The 17,261-nt window shown below is 38.2% G+C and carries 15 protein-coding genes and 1 pseudogene; 13 read left to right on the forward strand and 3 right to left on the reverse strand.

Annotated features, from left to right (window positions below):
• The first annotated feature begins 3 nt into the window (after positions 1-3).
• The 12 genes and pseudogenes from CBG49_RS00090 to CBG49_RS00145 all read left to right on the forward strand — a co-directional run bounded on the left by CBG49_RS00090 (position 4) and on the right by CBG49_RS00145 (position 13,389).
• A complete protein-coding gene (locus tag CBG49_RS00090) occupies positions 4-624 on the forward strand; it encodes a hypothetical protein (protein ID WP_088592844.1) in 621 nt (206 codons plus the stop codon).
• Positions 625-897: 273 nt separating this feature from the next.
• A complete protein-coding gene (locus tag CBG49_RS00095) occupies positions 898-1,377 on the forward strand; it encodes an S-ribosylhomocysteine lyase (RefSeq protein WP_088592845.1) in 480 nt (159 codons plus the stop codon).
• A gap of 12 nt (positions 1,378-1,389) precedes the next feature.
• Positions 1,390-1,614, forward strand: a complete 225-nt coding sequence (locus CBG49_RS00100; RefSeq protein ID WP_418219529.1) for an XRE family transcriptional regulator — start codon at positions 1,390-1,392, stop codon at positions 1,612-1,614.
• A 159-nt stretch (positions 1,615-1,773) separates the two neighbouring features.
• Positions 1,774-3,543 carry an aminopeptidase P family protein gene (locus tag CBG49_RS00105; RefSeq protein WP_088592847.1) on the forward strand — a complete coding sequence of 590 codons (1,770 nt, stop codon included), beginning with the start codon at positions 1,774-1,776 and terminating at the stop codon, positions 3,541-3,543.
• Positions 3,544-3,917: 374 nt separating this feature from the next.
• On the forward strand, positions 3,918-5,504 hold the full coding sequence (locus tag CBG49_RS00110; protein WP_088595222.1) for a hypothetical protein: 1,587 nt from the start codon (positions 3,918-3,920) through the stop codon (positions 5,502-5,504).
• Positions 5,505-5,508: 4 nt separating this feature from the next.
• Positions 5,509-6,375, forward strand: coding sequence for a hypothetical protein (locus tag CBG49_RS00115; protein WP_088592848.1), 867 nt, complete (start codon positions 5,509-5,511; stop codon positions 6,373-6,375).
• Between the two features lie 5 nt (positions 6,376-6,380).
• Positions 6,381-7,262: a hypothetical protein gene (locus tag CBG49_RS00120; protein ID WP_088592849.1), complete on the forward strand. Its 882-nt coding sequence runs from the start codon at positions 6,381-6,383 to the stop codon at positions 7,260-7,262.
• A gap of 5 nt (positions 7,263-7,267) precedes the next feature.
• A complete protein-coding gene (locus tag CBG49_RS00125; RefSeq protein ID WP_088592850.1) occupies positions 7,268-8,185 on the forward strand; it encodes a hypothetical protein in 918 nt (305 codons plus the stop codon).
• A pseudogene (locus CBG49_RS00130) lies at positions 8,182-9,077 on the forward strand (hypothetical protein). Before CBG49_RS00125 ends, CBG49_RS00130 begins: the two are co-directional and overlap by 4 nt.
• Positions 9,078-9,082: 5 nt before the next feature.
• A complete protein-coding gene (locus CBG49_RS00135) occupies positions 9,083-9,865 on the forward strand; it encodes a hypothetical protein (protein ID WP_157668330.1) in 783 nt (260 codons plus the stop codon).
• 56 nt (positions 9,866-9,921) lie between these two features.
• Complete coding sequence (locus tag CBG49_RS00140) at positions 9,922-10,791, forward strand: hypothetical protein (protein ID WP_088592852.1); 870 nt, start codon at positions 9,922-9,924, stop codon at positions 10,789-10,791.
• Positions 10,792-10,890: 99 nt separating this feature from the next.
• Positions 10,891-13,389, forward strand: a complete 2,499-nt coding sequence (locus CBG49_RS00145; protein ID WP_088592853.1) for a TonB-dependent receptor — start codon at positions 10,891-10,893, stop codon at positions 13,387-13,389.
• Here CBG49_RS00145 and CBG49_RS00150 read toward each other — a convergent pair.
• Genes CBG49_RS00150 through CBG49_RS00160 form a run of 3 tightly spaced genes read right to left on the reverse strand, consistent with a single transcriptional unit; the run spans position 13,386 to position 16,330 of the window.
• Positions 13,386-13,799, reverse strand: a complete 414-nt coding sequence (locus tag CBG49_RS00150) for a hypothetical protein (RefSeq protein WP_088592854.1) — start codon at positions 13,797-13,799, stop codon at positions 13,386-13,388. The two genes, CBG49_RS00145 and CBG49_RS00150, sit on opposite strands and share 4 nt — an antisense overlap.
• Positions 13,796-15,103, reverse strand: coding sequence for a hydroxymethylglutaryl-CoA reductase, degradative (locus CBG49_RS00155; RefSeq protein ID WP_088592855.1), 1,308 nt, complete (start codon positions 15,101-15,103; stop codon positions 13,796-13,798). The genes CBG49_RS00150 and CBG49_RS00155 overlap by 4 nt, the downstream gene beginning before the upstream one ends.
• Before the next feature lie 33 nt (positions 15,104-15,136).
• Positions 15,137-16,330, reverse strand: a complete 1,194-nt coding sequence (locus tag CBG49_RS00160) for a porin (protein ID WP_088592856.1) — start codon at positions 16,328-16,330, stop codon at positions 15,137-15,139.
• A 125-nt stretch (positions 16,331-16,455) separates the two neighbouring features.
• Here CBG49_RS00160 and CBG49_RS00165 point away from each other — a divergent pair, with 125 nt between their 5' ends.
• Complete coding sequence (locus tag CBG49_RS00165; protein WP_088592857.1) at positions 16,456-17,136, forward strand: porin family protein; 681 nt, start codon at positions 16,456-16,458, stop codon at positions 17,134-17,136.
• The last annotated feature ends 125 nt before the right edge of the window (positions 17,137-17,261 follow it).

Below are 17,261 nucleotides of genomic sequence, written 5' to 3' on the forward strand. Positions count from 1 at the left end.
GATATGAGAAATAATTTCGACCTCATTAGTGAACTTATCGACAACCGCCTTGCTGCTATAAGCAATAAAGCGGATAGAGAGCAATTGTTTTTCTTCGTCTTTTTGTTACAACGCAAAAAAGATATTGAGGAACTACACAAAAGTACTCATATCGTGAAAATGTATCAGATAAAAGACCGCAAGTCGTTATTAGCTAAAAGAGATGAGATTGTAAAACTCTGTGAGGTTTTTCAATGTAGAGCAATGATCAATCTCAATCCTAAGAGTTATAGAAATGTAGCTTTTGATATGCTCAAACGCCTCCCCGATTTGCTACAACAAGAACACTATGCACGTGTAGAAAAACTGTTTGCCTCTTGTGTGAGTGCTTCGGGTATAGGCAGTAAAAAACTCAAAAAGTACTGGATTATAGATATAGACAGCGATACTCATCAGGTTGATATAGCTCAAATAGAAGCACAAATCAAGATAGCGACTCCCGCAGAAGAAAATAAAATTATAGCTCACATTCCTTCTAAAACAGGTATGCACCTCATCACTACCCCTTTTGATGTAACTCAAGTAACGCTACCTGCTTCCGTAGAGCTCAAAAAAGACTGCCTTACTAATTTGTTTATTTATTAAGCAAAATTCTTAAAAACATTTGCTTTTTAGCAACAGAATCAATACCTTTGCGGTGTAGTTTGTTAAGGGGCAGGTTTTAGGACTTAGGTATCAGGTGTCAGGCTTCAGGTGTCAGGTGTCAGGTGTTAGAGCTTTATCTGAAACTCTCTGAGTTTCTCCGAGAATTCAGAAGCGCTCAATAAAAAGAATTTCAACTAAATATCAATTAACAACGAGTTAAAATATAAAGGTACCATTTCTTAACTCTTATCTCTTAACTCTTAGCTAAATAAAATGGAAAGAATAGCAAGTTTTTGTATTGACCACCTCAAACTGGAGCGTGGCATTTATGTATCGCGTAAAGACTATGTAGGCAAGGAAGTGCTTACCTCTTTCGATATTCGTATGAAGCTCCCCTACCGTGAGCCCGTACTCGGCAGCCCCGAAATACACACTATCGAGCACCTCGCCGCTACTTGGTTGCGCAACAACCCTGAGTGGAAAGACAAAATTATCTACTGGGGGCCTATGGGCTGTATGACCGGTAATTACCTCATTCTTGCTGGCGACTATACCTCTAAAGATATCGCCCCCCTGATTACCGAACTCTTTGAGTATATCGCTAATTTTGAAGGTGATATCCCTGGTGCCTCAGCTTTAGAATGTGGCAATTTCTATAACAACAACCTCCTAATGGCGAAGTATGAAGCTAAGAAATACTTAGAGGAAACGTTGTATCACCTCACCGATAAAAATCTGAATTATCCCAAGTAAAATATGAATACAATGATTTTACAAGAACCCACTTTTCTAACCGATAGACAAGGCAATACACTCTCGGCAGTTGTTCCTATTGAACAATACAATGAGCTTTTGAGAATTGCTGAATTATATGAAGAGTTAGAAGACTTACAACTCTATTACGAATCTAAAGCCGACCCAACTCCTGCTGAGCCTGCTGATATAGTATTTAAAAGAATAGAAGCTCGCCGTAAAATCATACTTTGTTAAAATATTTGAAATAATCCATTAAATCCGGTAGCGATAGCTGCTAATCCGTGCACATCACAACTGACAATAGAAAATTATCCGTGTCAAAATTTGTGTGATTCGTGTAATCAGTGCGAGAAATTAAGGCAGCAAAGCTGCAAAAACATAAAACTATAAACAATGAATACACCCGAAAAATTATCCCTCTTGCGCTCTAAAATGCAAGAAAACCACATCGACGCTTTTGTGGTATTCAGCGCCGACCCTCACCTTAGTGAATACCTACCCAAAGAATGGCTCGAACGCGCTTGGCTCTCTGGATTTACAGGCTCTGCGGGTTTTGTAGTCGTTACCAAAGATAAAGCCGGCTTGTGGACGGACTCTCGTTACTTTGTACAATCGGCGATTGAGCTCAAAGGCTCTGGCATCGACCTCTTCAAAGACGGGGTAGAAGGCACTCCCGATTATGCCGATTGGCTCGTATCAGTACTTCCCGCTGGGGCTACTGTAGCACTCAACGCCTTGGCAACCTCTCACATCGCTTGGGAAAAACTACAAGCTACTTTAGCCGCTCACAACATCAAATTGGTACATAAACCTCTCATCGACCTTATCTGGACAAATCGCGAAAAAGACCCTCTTCACCACATTTTCGTACACCCCGATAAATGGGCAGGACAAACCGTAGCCGAGAAACTTACCGCTATTCGCAAAGCAATGGCTACCCATCGCACTACCTTGCACCTTATCACTGCCTTAGACGATGTAGCTTGGACACTCAATCTTCGCGGTAGCGATGTGGCTTACAACCCTGTATTCCTCGGTTATATCGCCCTCACCGATAAAGAAGCAACTCTTTTTGTAGATAAAGCTAAACTCACCCCTGAGGTAGAAGCTCATTTGGCAGCAGCCAAAGTAAGCGTGTGTTCTTATGATGAGTTCTACAACTATTTGGCTACCGTAAAAGGACAAAATATACTCCTCGCCCCTAATACCAATCAGGCGATATTCGAAGCCCTCCAAAAGGACAATAAACTCGTGCAAGCTCCCGCTCCTGGCAACCTGATGAAAGCCGTGAAGAATGCTACCGAGCTCGAAGGATTCCGCACCGTAATGGTACGCGATGGGGTGGCAATGGTGAAGTTCCTCTACTGGCTCACCCACCAAGTAGGCAAAGAACCAATGACCGAATACAGCATTGGCAAGAAGCTACGCGATTTCCGCGCCGAAGGCAAAAACTTCGTAGGCGAAAGTTTTGGCAGCATCATTGGTTATCAAGGTAATGGAGCCATTGTGCACTATTCAGCTCCTGAACACGGCAGTAAAGAGGTACATCCCGAAGGTAGTGTTTTGGTAGACTCTGGCGGACAGTATCTTGAAGGCACTACCGATATCACTCGTACTATTCCGTTAGGGAAAGTAAGTCAGCAGTTTATTGACGATAGTACCCTCGTACTCAAAGGAATGATACAACTCGCAATGGTACAATTCCCAAGAGGTACTCGTGGCGTACAACTCGATGCTTATGCCCGTATGGCACTCTGGAAAAACCACAAGGACTACGGGCACGGTACAGGTCACGGGGTAGGTAGCTTTATGAACGTACACGAAGGCCCTCAAAATATCCGTAAAGACCTGAACCCACAAGTACTTTTAGCGGGTATGGTATGCTCTGATGAGCCTGGCTTTTACTTAGAAAATCAATACGGTATTCGTCACGAGAACCTCATTACGGTGCGTGAAGTAGCTACCAATGAGTTTGGTACCTTCTACGATTTCGAGACCCTCACCCTTTGTCCGTTTATGCCTTCAGGTATTAATGTAGCTCTCCTCACCGATGTAGAACGCCAATGGCTCAATGCCTACCACAAAACCTGTGAAGAAAAACTCGCTCCTCTATTAGAAGGTGATGTAAAAGAATGGTTCTTGAGTTTGGTAAAACCGCTATAATGGCATAGTTGTTTTTTAATCATAATGAAAACTGCCCCAAGAAAGTATAAAACTTTTCAGGGCAGTTTTTTTATTATCGCCTTTGTATAGCTGCACTTTGCTAAAGTCTTTAGAATTTAACAAAATCTATTATTACGTTAAAAACAGTTAATTCCTTCATTCCCTTTTCATTGAAATATCCATAATTTAAAAGATTGAAAAATAACAAGTTTACAACTCTTTTGTTAAAAAGATAATAAGTTGCTATTTTTTTAACATTAAAATTTCCAAAAATGCATTTTTTGTTAGGGCGTAAAAATGTTAAAATTCTTCTTTTATTTGCTTTACAAAAAACCACTATCTACCTTTGTCGCAGAATTTTAATCTTATTTACAATGAGAAATGCAAGTTTAAAACTATTAGTACTGACATTAGTAGGATTATTTCTTACCAATTGCCAGCGCGACGATGCTCCAGAAGTATTACCGCAAGAAGAACCTGTTCCTACTGTAGACCCTCAAGCGGTAGTGAGCTTAAACGAAGCCAAGAGCCTTTTCGAGGCTTCAGAAAACCAGAAACGCACCACTAACAGTGTGAGCCGTAGCAACTATCCGCTTATTGAGTTAGAAACCGATTGGCGGTATTTTGAGCAAATGAAAGACTTAGAAGAAATGCCTTATGCCAAAGTACCCGTGAGGATCTCTAGAACAGAACTCAATGGAGAAGTACTCTTCCTTAAAAAAGATGGAAAGACTGAGCAATATCTTTTTCTTCCTCAGATAGATAGTATTAGGGCAGATCGTCGCATTATAAATGCTGAATTTTATTTGCTTGATACTAAAGGGGTCTTTCTTTCGGCTTACCGAATGACGGATGGAGTTATTACTCATAAAATAGTACCCAAACGCAAAGGAAGCTATAGAATTATAGAAAATAACGAATCCTCTGTAACCGCGAGAAGTGGAAAGCCTATATGTGTAAGTTGTCGTTTTATTATTACACCTCCTCCGATTTTTTCCCCAGGTAAAGAACCAAACGAACGAGAAGACGATGGTGATGGTGGAGGCGGAGGAAATAATTACTTTGTGTTAGAGCCTGTTACTGTTTATGGCAAATTTACTAAAAAAAGTAGAAATAATTCTGACTTCCCTCATTATACGTATTATGATTATTCACCATATAATTATGGGGATTTTTATGATGATAGAGATAGCGATGATACGAGAAAGCTAAGAGAAAAAAGGAGCGCAGGTGGCGGAGGTAGCAGTAGCAATATAGGAGCAGGTATGGCAAAAGAGAAAGAGAAAAAAGAAGAGAAAAAGCAAGACAAAAGAGAAGATACTATAAAAGACTCTCTTACCACCCCGTGTGCAAAGGCGCTTTTAGCTCAAGCTCCTACCCTTGCTAACGACATCGCTACACTTCTTAATAAAACTTTTGGAACGAATAAAAATATAGATATTACAATCTATAATAAACCTTTTACAGATAAATCATTGGTAGATAGTGATGCTTACTCTATGTTAGCAAAAGACGTCATAACAGATGGAGAACATCATATAGATGTTTATGTTCATTTAAATGATAATGTTCTAAAAACCGCTACTCAAGAATATATATTAGCGACTATTTATCACGAAGTTTTACATGGCTTTTTGGATGTAGAAAGACAAGTGTTAGGCGAACAAGTTTTTCATCAAAAATATCCTTCTGTAGAAGAAGTAAAACTTCCTATAGGGAATGGACAAAGAGTTAAAAAATATAAACTCATCCAGAAACAAGATCATGACAAGTTCGCTCCTTATATAGAAAGTTTAGCCCAAAGTATTATGTCTCTGCCAAATAGTAAAATTTCATTAAAAACTGCTCGTGCTATGGCTAAGGTCGGGATTGTTGAAGGGAGTTCTTTATCCGATGAAGAAAAACTGATCAATCAAGGACAAAGAAATGGCACAGACCCAACAGGTATTAAATGTCCATAGTATTATGAAAAACTTATTTTACTTACTATTATTCTGTTCTTGTGCCATAATGGCACAAGAACAGAAATATATACTATTAGATAGCCTCACCGCTCATTATCAAGTAAAGCTGTATACGCTCGATACTTCCCCTTATGGGGTTAAAAATACTATTGAAATGTATAATGTATTTTGGGGAAAGTATATACTGCTCATCTCTGTAATGCCTGACTTTAATAGTAGTTCTAATTGGGAATCAACAGAAATTGAGCAAATTAAAAACAATTTATTCCCTTCTAAAAACTTATTTAAAAGTGTTGATAAAAGAACTTTTAGTATGGAAAAAGAGGATAATAACACAACTCATTTAACCCTAAAGTTAGTAAAAAAAATAAAAAACAAATATTATGTAAGCAAATACTGTTGGATAGAGTCTTTTTATTGTATTGATGTTTCTAATAATATGCTAATAGCTACAGCAAATTATATTATCAACACACAACAACCTACAATTTCAATAAACACACTCAGAGCTACTTACAAAGAATGTTTTCCTCATCTTAAATTTCCTCTTGATTGGGATGAATATCCCCCAACAGGAATTCCTAAACATCAACAACAAATATATTTGTCCGACATAAAAAACAAGGGTAAAGACACAACATACCTTTTCTATCAATTTGCTAATTATTTAGATAGAGGAATTTTTCAGTTTGCTTATATTAAAAACAAAGGAATTGTAGCTGGCACTTATGAAGATTACTTTTTCCCAAAAGGGGAAGTAACTTTCCTCAAAAATAAAGTTAAGTTAAAACGTCTCCCTGAAAATGAGGTACTTTGGGCAGAAGAACTCAAAAAAGAATGGGTTGAAAAAGAAAAGTCTAAAAAATAAGGCTTATGAAAAACTTACTTTACTTACTATTACTCTGTTCTTGTGCCATAATGGCACAAGAACAAAAGTATATACTCTTAGATAGCCTCACTGCTCATTATCAAGTAAAACAATATACGCTTGACACTTCTCCTTATGGCGCTAAAAACACTATTGAAATGTATAACGTTTTTTCTCCATATTATGGGGCAAATAAAGGGATTGATTATATAATATTATTCTCTGTACTTCCAGACCTTAGTAGTAAAACTAATTGGGAAGAGATTGATTTCAAAAAGATAAGAAACAATCTATTCTCAGTTAAAAATATTTTTATGAGAGTTGAACACAAAGTTTTTAATGTACCTCTTGAAAAAGCTTTTGATATTAGCAACACAATTCTAATAAAAAAAGTAAAAAATAAGTACTATGCCAGTAAAAACACTTGGATAGAAGATTTTTATTGTATGGATTACCCTCGTGACATGCAAGTTGCTACTAAGAATTTCATTCTTAACACTAATCAACCTATAAAACCTATGAATATTTTAAAGGAAAATTATAAAAAGGTAGTCCCTTTTCTCGCTTTTCCTTTAGATGAAGATGATTTAGGTTTTCTTATTCCTGACATTTTAGAAAGTACTTATCTTTCTAATATAGAAGATAAATTAGGAAATAAGATCTATTACTTTTATCAATTTTGTAATGCAAGATATATTGGGGAACTTGCTTATATTAAGGACAAAGGCATTGTAGCAGGAGCTTATTATGATTATTTTTACACAAAAGGAAAAAGAGATAGCTGGGATGGAGATTGGGCAAAACTAACCCACGACGGGAAACGACATCTTCTTTGGGCAGAAGAACTCAAAAAAGAATGGGGTGAAAAAGAAAAAGCTAAAAAATAAGGCTTATGAAAAACTTACTTTACTTACTATTACTCTGTTCTTGTGCTATAATGGCACAAGAACAGAAATATATATTCTTGGATAGCATTACAAGCAATTATACCGTAAAAAAATATACTCTTAGCACTTTGCCTTATAAGGTGGATTATGAAATAGAAATTTACAATGTGTTTTCTAAAAACTATGGCAAAGGCTTAGATAGTGATTTTATAGTCTTGTTTTCAGTACTCCCTGACCTTGAAAGCAAGAATAGTTGGCAAGAAATCCCCTTCGATATGCTACAAAAAAAGTATATGCCTGCTAAAAAACTGTTTGATAGGATATATAGAAAAACTTATGAAATGGATAGTAAAAAGGATGACAATACAACATTATCTTTGGTGAAAAAGGTGAAAAATAAATATTTTGTAGCTAAAAATTGTAGGATAAATGAATTTTTCTGCACAAATATACCTTCAGAGATGAGTGTTGCCACAGGAAGATATATTATAGATACCAATCAGGCTACAATGCCTATAAGTGTACTAAAGTCTCTATATAAAAAAAGATACCCTAACGAAGTGTTTCCATTAGACGATAAGCATTGGATTGTACCTAAATATTTAGAGCATATCTACTTAGAGAACGTAGAGGAAAAGGAAGGAGATACTATATATTATTTTTATCTTTACGCTACTTACTTTGTAGAAAGTTTTGATAAGTTTGCTTATATCAAAGATAGGGGTATTGTAGCAGCTTCTTATTATGAATTCTTTTTTCCAATAGGGTGTAAAACCCCTATATCTGGAGATTGGATAAAATTAAGAACGCCTTATAAAAAGGAACTTTTTTGGGCAGAGGAGCTTAAAAAAGAATGGAGAGATAAAGAATTAAAATGGCAAAAGGAACGAGAACGAGAAGAGAAAGAAATTATAGGAAGATGAAACAGTTGGTTCTTTATTTATCATTATTCTGTTCTTGTGCCATAGTGGCACAAGAACAAAAATATATACTATTAGATAGCCTTACCGCTCACTATAAGGTAAAACACTATACCCTTGATACTTCTCCCTATGGAACTAAAAACAGTATTGAGGTGTATAATGTGTTTTCAAAAAAATATGAAACAGACAAAGGAGAAGATTTCATACTCCTATTTTCTGTACTTCCTGATATTGACAGCAAAACTAATTGGGAAAAAATAGATTTTAATAAAATAAAAGACAATCTTTTTCCTACAAAAGAAATTTTTAGAAGAATTATGCACAAAGCCTTAGGTTTTTATCTTGATAAAAATAGAGATATTAGTAAGACGAAATTAGTAAAAATAATAAAGGGTGAGTACTATGTAAGTAAATATTGTTGGATAGAAGATTTTTATTGTATAAATAATCCTTTTAGTGTACCTGTGGCTACCAAAAGTTTTATCATAAACACCAATCAAACTATAACTCCTATTGGGGTTCTAAGAGAAAGTTTTATGAAGTTATTTCCTCTTTGCGATGATTTCCCTTTTGAAATAACTTCTGATTTCTCTTATGCTATACCTGAATTCTTTGAAAATACTTATTTAAGTAATATAGAAGAAAAAGGTGGTAATATAATATATCATTTCTATCAATTTTCTAATCATCTACATACAAACATAACTCGTTTTGCTATATCAAAGATAAAGGAATCGTAGGAGGTATATATTTAAAATATTTTATAAAAGGTCTTTTTTTTACTGATAAAACAGGTAATTGGAGAAAGTTAAAACGTCTCCCTGAAAACGAATTACTTTGGGCTGAAGAACTCAAAAAAGAATGGGCTGAAAAGGAAAAGTCTAAAAAATAAGGCTTATGAAAAACTTACTTTACTTACTATTACTCTGTTCTTGTGCTATAATGGCACAAGAACAGAAGTATATAATAGTTGATAGTCTAACCCAAAAGTTTAATTTCAACAAATACACTATCAACGCAATGCCTTACGGCTATCATCAAGGAATTGACATATACAATGTATGGATTAGTCCTGATGAGTTTTTACTGTTATCGGTCTTTCCAGAAACAGAAAGTGGTAATAAATGGGAAAAAACAAACTTGGATACCTTTCAAGCAAAAGTGCTTTCTACTCAACAATTACTTAAAGAAGTAAATAATCCTAAAAATAATTATAAACTTTTCTATCCTTACTATATGATAAAGAAGGAAGGGAACTCCTTTTATAGAAGTAAAACCTATTGTTCTATAGAAAAATTTAGAGTTGTTAATTTTCCTTCTATTTTTCATATTTCAGGAGCAAATATAATAAACTTAGGACAGCAGTTTACTTCATATAACGAACTCAAAACAGCTTATCTAAAACTATTCCCTGATAGGGATTTCCCTTTAGAAGCCACTGATATGCGCTATGCTATTCCTAGAGAATTAGAGAGTATTTATCTTTCGCATATTGAGGAGAAAAAAGGTAATAAAATATACTTTTTTTGGAGTTTTACTGATAACGCAGGAGTTTCTCGTTTTGCTTTTATAAAAAATAAAGGCATTGTAGGAGGTTCTTATGATGATTATTTTATTCCTCGTGATAAATATATAGGAAAACAACCTCTCAACATACTTAGTAAAAAAGAAATTATGTAGGCTGAAGAACTGAAAAAAGAATGGGCTGAAAAAGAAAAGTCTAAAAAATAAGGTTTATGAAAAACTTACTCTACTTACTATTATTCTGTTCTTGTGCTATTACAGCACAAGAACAAAAATATATATTGCTTGATAGTATTACCGCTCATTATCAAGTAAAACACTATACATTACACCCTCATTCTTTTTATGAAGGAAAAGAAATTGAGATGTATAATGTATTCAATCAGGGAGTTTTCTTTGGCTATAATTATTTAACCCTCATCTCGGTATTACCTGATATGGATAATGCTAACTCTTGGGTAGAAGTCTCTAAGGAAGAGGTCGAAAAAGCTGCTGTTAAGATAGAAGAGGTTCGCAGAAGTAATAAAAATAAATTTTTAAACTCCTTCTCTTTAGTAAAAAAAGAAGACGACAAGTATTATAAAGCAAGATCCTGTTTAGTAGAAGTTTTTCAGTTGATGAACTATTCTTCAAAAGTACACTTGAACGATAGTAATATCATCAATACAAAACAAGATTTTGTTACTTATGCTGAGTTAAAAAAAGAATTGAACAAAGGAACACATATTAGTAAATATGCTTCACCGATGGAAGATAAAGAATCTTTCTTGGATAGTTGTTTTGAAAGTATTTACCTATCGGGTACAGAAAAACGGGGCAAAGATACTGTTTATCTGTTTTGGACGTTCACTGCTTGGAATAATCGCTCGGGGTTAGAGGCTTATCATCGTGGCATTGACCGCTTTGCTTATATAGAGGGCAAAGGCATTGTAGCGGGAAGTTATGATTTTTTGTTTGACACTCAAAGTCCGCGTCACTCACATAACAGTGAATCTACTATAAAGAAAGAAGTAGGTAGAGAGTTACTTTGGGCAGAAGAACTCAAAAAAGAATGGGCTGAAAAAGAAAAAGCTAAAAAATAAGGTAGTGATTAAATTTCACTGCCTTTTTTCTTGCTATATTTAAAATTTTCTCTATTTTTGCACGCCGTAATAAAGTAGAATAATTTTAAATAAAAGCGTATGTCTAAACGTATCTTTCTGTTATTAACATTTTTAGGTGTTAATATTCACTATATTTTTGCCCAACAAACCGATGTAAGAGGGCGCGTAACCGATGAAAACAAACAGCCGCTCGTAGGGGTTACCGTACTACTCGAAGGCACTAACAATGGTGTTACCACCAATGAAGCTGGGTTTTACAACCTCCACCACGTACCCGTTGGCAAGCAAACTATTGTATTTAGTTATGTTGGCTTCCAATCGCTGAAAATACGCGCCGATATCAGTCCTAATCCCAGTGGTACGCACACGCACCTCGATGTGCAACTCAGCGAGGAACTCACCGCCCTACAAGAAGTAGAAGTAGTTGGCAGAAAGGAAAGTAGCTATAAAAATACCAATTCCTTTATAGGTACCAAAACAGCTGCTGCCCTAAAAGACGTTCCTCAGTCGGTGGGGTATGTTACCAAAGAGCTCATTTTAGACCAAGGTGCTACTACCGTGAATGAGGTAGTGAAAAACATCAGTGGGGTAAACCAATACACTTCCTACAACGATTTTTCAATACGCGGATTTCGTGCGACAGGTAACCGCAATTCAGGCAACCTACTCAACGGTATGCGTGCTCAAACGAGCTTGTGGAAACAATCGTCATTAGCTAATATTGAGCGTGTAGAAGTGATCAAAGGGCCTGCTTCGGCACTCTTTGGCAATGCTGCCCCTGGGGGTGTAATCAATAGGGTAACCAAAAAACCTCTTCTAAAAAACCAGAACAGCATCTCGGTAGGTGTTGGTTCGTGGAATACCCTCAAAACCTACGGCGACTTCACAGGCCCCCTCAACCCTAAGAAAACCCTTTTATACCGACTCAATTTAGGCTATGAGAAAACCGATTCTTTCCGCGATTTGCAAGGCTCTGAAAGCTATATCGTCGCTCCTTCATTTTCTTATCTTCCTAACGACAAAACCAGCGTGAATGTTGATTTTGTCTATCAGAATTTCAATGGCAAAATAGACCGCGGACAAGCCTTCCCTGCCAATGGTACGCTCTACGATACCCCCATCAGTATGTCGATGAGCGCTGCTAACGACTTCCTTAAAGAAAATACTCTCAACACTACTATCGGACTCTCTCATAAGTTCAACGAGCATATTTCGTTTAATGCTATCTACCTCAACTCTACTTATAGCGAGGATATGCAAGAACACACCCAAGCCAACTTATACTACAAACAAATAGGCAATGGCGCCAACGCTTTCCGCTATGCCGACCCTAACAAGGTGCTGATGCTTTTCAACCAGCGTAAGCGATCGTTTGCGAACAATAGTTTTAACAACTACTTCAACTTCACTTTCAACACAGGCATTGTGAAACACAAGTTATTAGTGGGCTACGACTATTTCCTATCGGAACAGAAATACGGTTCTTCGGGCACTACCGCTCAGGGGTATTTGAGCAAGGACAAAACCAAAGTAGTGAATACCTATACCACCACCGCCAACGTATTAGCAGGTTCAGTACAAACTCCTACTACCAATGTACCGGTGTTCGATTTAGAAAATCGTTCGGCGGGTAATGGCTATAAAGACATTAGCAAGTATATCTACCGCCAAAATGTGCTCAATCCATATGAGGAATATTCTCACGGCGTTTATGTGCAAGAGCAGATGGACATCAGCATCGTGAAAGTGCTCGTAGGGTTGCGACAAGAATGGTTTACCGAAATCCTCAACAAAGACACTGATAAAGAGACCCAACGCGAAACCAAAGCCTTTATACCACGTGTGGGATTGGTGATAGAGGCATCGGAAAATATCAACCTCTATTCCACTTGGGTAAAAGGATTTCAACCTCAAGGGGCGAACATACAGTCTGACCCCGAGCGTTATGGAGGCCCGTTTGATTATGTGAAGAGTGAATTACACGAAATAGGGCTCAAAACCGAATGGTTCAACAAGCGGTTGAATGCTACTGTTTCGGTATTTAAAATCAAGCAAGAAAACTCGTTAGAGCAAAGTGCCAAAACAGGCAAACCCGATTGGCGTGTGCCTGTAGACGAAGAATCGAATGGTTTTGAAGTAGATGTCGCTGGACGTATCGCCCCCAACTGGAGTGTAGTGGCGAACTATGCCTATACCGATGCCCGTATTGTAAAACTAAAAGAAGATGGTATCCTAAAAGACCTGAATATGCAACGCCCCAGCACGCCTCGTCACGCCGCTAATTTCTGGACGAAATACATTATCCAAAAAGGTGCTTTAGAAGGTTTGGGATTAGGTGTAGGAGTGAATTATGTAAGTGAGCGGTTAGGGCAAGTAGGGCGTCGTGCTACAGCTGCCACCTACCCCGAATACACCTTAGTAAACGCTGTACTCTACTACAAAGTGAAAGATGTACAGTTCCAAGTAAATGTAAACAATGTGCTCAACCGCACCTATTGGATTAGTGGTTACGATAACCTCCGCAACTTCCCTGGTGCCCCACGCAATGTAAATGCTACCGTTACTTACAATTTTTAGAAGAGTTTTCTATACCAAGTGCTAACATCTTTGCGAATTGCTTGGTAATTATCATAAATGAGCAGAGCTAATTCAAACTCTGCTCTTTTATTATAACTTTTATTGACTGTAAAATAGCCGCAAAACTTCCCCGAAGCATCTACTACTATAGGAGGTTTAGAGGCAAAATCATTCCACGGACTCAAACTATTCATAGGGTTGCCATAGGTGCCAAAGTCATTCCATATAGACATCGAACTATTAGCCGACCCGTACTTACCCAAGTCATTCCATATAGAATTGCTATCAGTTTTACTACAATTCAAGCATCCCAAATAAACATCGTGATTGCTTCCACCATATAAATGCAATTTCTGTGCACTTACAGCAGACACTAACAACAGAAAAATAAACAAGATAAGGGTTTTCATTTTTGAGATTTTAAGTGGTTCAACGCCTCGGCAACTTCACTATGGCTCACTGTTTTATCTTTGAAATAAGCGGCGAGCTGTTGTTTTTCGTCGTCGGTAGCGCCTAATTGATTAAAAATATTGTTGAGGTGCATTTTCATATGTCCTTTTTGGATACCCAAACTGATGAGTGAACTCACTGCCGAAAAATTCTGTGCTAAACCTACACAAGCTACGATTTGCATCAGCTCGCGAGCATTGGGTTTTTCGAGGATTTCGAGGGCTGTTTTCACCAAAGGGTGGAGTGTGGTAAGTCCGCCCACAGTACCCAAAGCTAAGGGCAATTCCAGTGCAAAATGGAAAGTGTCGCCCTCTATCCAAGCGTTGGAAAGACTCTTGTAATTACCTGAACGCGCTGCATAGGCGTGTGCTCCTGCCTCAATCGCGCGAAAATCATTACCTGTGGCTAAAATCACCGAGTCGATGCCGTTCATTATACCTTTGTTGTGAGTAGTGGCGCGGTATACATCGGCATTGGCAATAGCGAGCGCTTGCACGAATTTTTTGGCTGCTGCCATTCCTTTGAGGTGGGCAATTTCCAATTCGTCTACAGGGCAATGCACTTCGGCACGCACCAAGCAGTTAGGCACGTAATTAGAGAGTATAGACATCACAATTTCGTACTGCCCACGGATAGCCGCATCTTTTTCAGCCTCTTCTCTAAAGGTCTCGGCAAACGATTCCAAACACGAGTTGATGAAGTTAGCCCCCATCGCATCTAAGGTTTCAAAAGTAGCCGACAGCTGATAGTAGTCCGCCAATGCTTCCGTTTTATCTACCAAAGTAAGGGAAGTAATCCCCCCGCCGCGTTTCTCCATATTGGCGGTGATAGGTTTGGCATTGGCGAGCATCAAAGGCTGTACGCGGGCAAAAAAGGCTTCTAAACGCGCTTTTTCACCGTAGAAAAAAAAGTGTACGTGTCCTGTTTTTTCGGTAGAGAGCACCGTAGTATGGAAGCCTCCCCTACCCTGCCAGAACTTCGCTGCACGGCTGGCAGCTGCCACCACCGAGCTTTCCTCAATTGCCATAGGCACCGTATAGGTACGCCCATTGATGAGGAAGTTAGGCGCTACTGCAAAAGGCAAGTAGTAGTTGGTTACTGTATTTTCGATGAACTCGTCGTGGCGTTTTTGGAGTTCAGTATTGGGGTTATGGTATTTTTCAAAGAAAGCTGCTGCGTTCTCTACCTCAGGAAAATAAGTATCGCAAAGCCATTGAATTTTCTCGGCTTTGGTAAGTTTAGAAAAACCGTTGATTTGTTTCATATTGATTTGTCAATTTGCCAATTTGCTAATTTGCTAATTTGCTAATCGCAAAATCGGTAATGTATAGTAAGCACCGATTGCGATGCGGTGTAGTTGTTCATCTTTTAGGTGTAAGACTTTGTCGTAGTTGAGGGTATTCCCCACGTAGGCTACGTAAAAGCGGAGGTCTTGTCCTTGTATGGGAGCGTATTGTGCGGCAGCGAAGTATATCCAATTAGTGCGCAACTGCTCACTAAGGCGTTGGGTACTCCCCGCTAACTCAATCCCCGCCTTAGCCGATAGACTCCAACGGTCAGTAAGTTGATAGTCGTAGCGCGATACAGCACGTTTGTAGACTACATCTTTCTGCATCAAGAAATTATCTTTAGCCAAACCATCGTAGGCGCTGAGGAGTTTTGAAGCTGTAAGTCCGTAATCGGCAGCCATATAGGTATAACTGAGGTCGAGATAAACCGTATGTTTGCCACTTTTATACCAATTCCCCAAAGCTACGGAGTGAGTGAGGTAGTTGGCAGCGTATTGCGATAGGTTATAAGAGTAGCGCAATTTGAGTTTGCCGTCGAGCAAATCGGCATTCCAATAGAGGTACATCCCGATAGGTGCTTTGGAAGCCTTAAAATCGCCCGCTACAAAGCCGTTATTTTTTAAATGAGTAGCGAATTTAGCATTCACCGTATTGTGCAACTGTACGCCTATTTTCTGGCGGTCGTTGAGTTTATATCCCAAAGCGAGCCCTGAGAGGAAGACATTGTTGTAGACTCCGTTTAGGTAATCGGTGAAAATATATTCGTAGATAGGGTTGATTTCTTTTTCAAAAGCACCAAAAGCAGCGAGCTGTTTGCCCACCGTTACATCCCACTGACGTGTCGCGCCAAAATGATAGGTGATAAAAGCATAGTCTAAGGCAGTTGTACCACCGTCCTGAGAAGTTTCGGTAAAGGGACGATTAGGACGGAATCGCACGCGGTAGAAGAGATCATCGTTGAAATCACCTTGCAGATTGATGCGCGCATTGTCAATCACAAAATGAGTGCTGTTTTTAGAGGCATCATTATAGTTATCACTCACGCCTCCCCCTCTGAAAAACAAATCGATGTTTAGTTTTTTAGCAAAAGCCGGAAGTGTGGGAGGAGGAGTTGGCTTTTCTATTGCCAAAGTATCAGCCTCTTGAGCGGTAGCAAATATAGTGGTTAAGGTTGTTAATAGCGTGAAAAAATGTCTTTTCATAAAAGAAAAATTAATATATTGGGGCAAAGATAAGGATAATTAGCAAATTAGCAAATTAGCAAATTAGTAAATTAGCTAATTATTTATTACCTTTGCCTCTGAAATTCATTTTAATACCTAAATTTATGAACCGAATGAAATTATTAGCAATGGCATTCCTCTGGGGAGTCGTTGCACAAGCACAGATAAAATGGGGTGTAGAAGCCAAAGCAGGGATTACCGCAGGCGGTCTTTATGGAGTTTCATCGCCTGAGTGGGTAATGGAAAGCGCTTCGGGATTGCAAATAGGCGGATTGTTGAGTGCTCAGTTTGACAATGGCATTGCGATAGAATCGGGATTGGTATATGCCTCCAAAAACTTTAAGCACGAGTATAGTTACGGTGGAGGCTATTACAAATCTGATGGTAATTATATGCGCAAGCAAGTTTTTAATCATCATTATTTGGAAATTCCGGTCTATGTAGGTTTTCGCCTTAGAGCGCGACATATTACTTTTGTGTGGAAAGCAGGACCTTATATCGCGACGGCTTTGGCTGCCAATGTACGCGAAGAACAATCGGTATATAAGGATAGTAGGTTTTTGCACATCAACAAAAGTAAATACTCATTGAGCATTGGCAATGGCAACAACGATGGGCTCAAGCCTTTTGATGCGGGTTTCAACTTTGCTACAGGTTTAGAAATCAAGCGTTTTACCATTGGTTTCCAATACTCAGTAGGTTTCATCGATATATTGCCTAACCCTAATGAAAACTATATGAAGCAGCAGTGTTTTGCTTTTTCGATAGGGGGAAGAATTCTTTAAAGAGACTATCTGGATTTTTTTATCCGTGAGGGCGTTTGCTAAATATTTTGTTTGCAAGGGCATTTGCAAAACGTTTTATCCGTGAGGGCGTTTGCAAAACATTTTATCTGTGAGGGCGTTTGCAA

Source organism: Capnocytophaga endodontalis (assembly GCF_002209445.1).
Lineage (GTDB): Bacteria > Bacteroidota > Bacteroidia > Flavobacteriales > Flavobacteriaceae > Capnocytophaga > Capnocytophaga periodontitidis.

Excerpts from the sequence above, each read along its gene's own strand:
- CBG49_RS00110 (WP_088595222.1), top strand. The coding sequence starts at position 3,918 with ATGAGAAATGCAAGTTTAAAACTATTAGTACTGACATTAGTAGGATTA.
- CBG49_RS00090 (WP_088592844.1), top strand. The coding sequence starts at position 4 with ATGAGAAATAATTTCGACCTCATTAGTGAACTTATCGACAACCGCCTT.
- CBG49_RS00155 (WP_088592855.1), bottom strand. The coding sequence starts at position 15,103 with ATGAAACAAATCAACGGTTTTTCTAAACTTACCAAAGCCGAGAAAATT.
- CBG49_RS00100 (WP_418219529.1), top strand. The coding sequence starts at position 1,390 with ATGATTTTACAAGAACCCACTTTTCTAACCGATAGACAAGGCAATACA.
- CBG49_RS00115 (WP_088592848.1), top strand. The coding sequence starts at position 5,509 with ATGAAAAACTTATTTTACTTACTATTATTCTGTTCTTGTGCCATAATG.
- CBG49_RS00105 (WP_088592847.1), top strand. The coding sequence starts at position 1,774 with ATGAATACACCCGAAAAATTATCCCTCTTGCGCTCTAAAATGCAAGAA.
- CBG49_RS00145 (WP_088592853.1), top strand. The coding sequence starts at position 10,891 with ATGTCTAAACGTATCTTTCTGTTATTAACATTTTTAGGTGTTAATATT.
- CBG49_RS00125 (WP_088592850.1), top strand. The coding sequence starts at position 7,268 with ATGAAAAACTTACTTTACTTACTATTACTCTGTTCTTGTGCTATAATG.
- CBG49_RS00095 (WP_088592845.1), top strand. The coding sequence starts at position 898 with ATGGAAAGAATAGCAAGTTTTTGTATTGACCACCTCAAACTGGAGCGT.
- CBG49_RS00165 (WP_088592857.1), top strand. The coding sequence starts at position 16,456 with ATGAACCGAATGAAATTATTAGCAATGGCATTCCTCTGGGGAGTCGTT.
- CBG49_RS00135 (WP_157668330.1), top strand. The coding sequence starts at position 9,083 with ATGAAAAACTTACTTTACTTACTATTACTCTGTTCTTGTGCTATAATG.
- CBG49_RS00140 (WP_088592852.1), top strand. The coding sequence starts at position 9,922 with ATGAAAAACTTACTCTACTTACTATTATTCTGTTCTTGTGCTATTACA.
- CBG49_RS00150 (WP_088592854.1), bottom strand. The coding sequence starts at position 13,799 with ATGAAAACCCTTATCTTGTTTATTTTTCTGTTGTTAGTGTCTGCTGTA.
- CBG49_RS00120 (WP_088592849.1), top strand. The coding sequence starts at position 6,381 with ATGAAAAACTTACTTTACTTACTATTACTCTGTTCTTGTGCCATAATG.
- CBG49_RS00160 (WP_088592856.1), bottom strand. The coding sequence starts at position 16,330 with ATGAAAAGACATTTTTTCACGCTATTAACAACCTTAACCACTATATTT.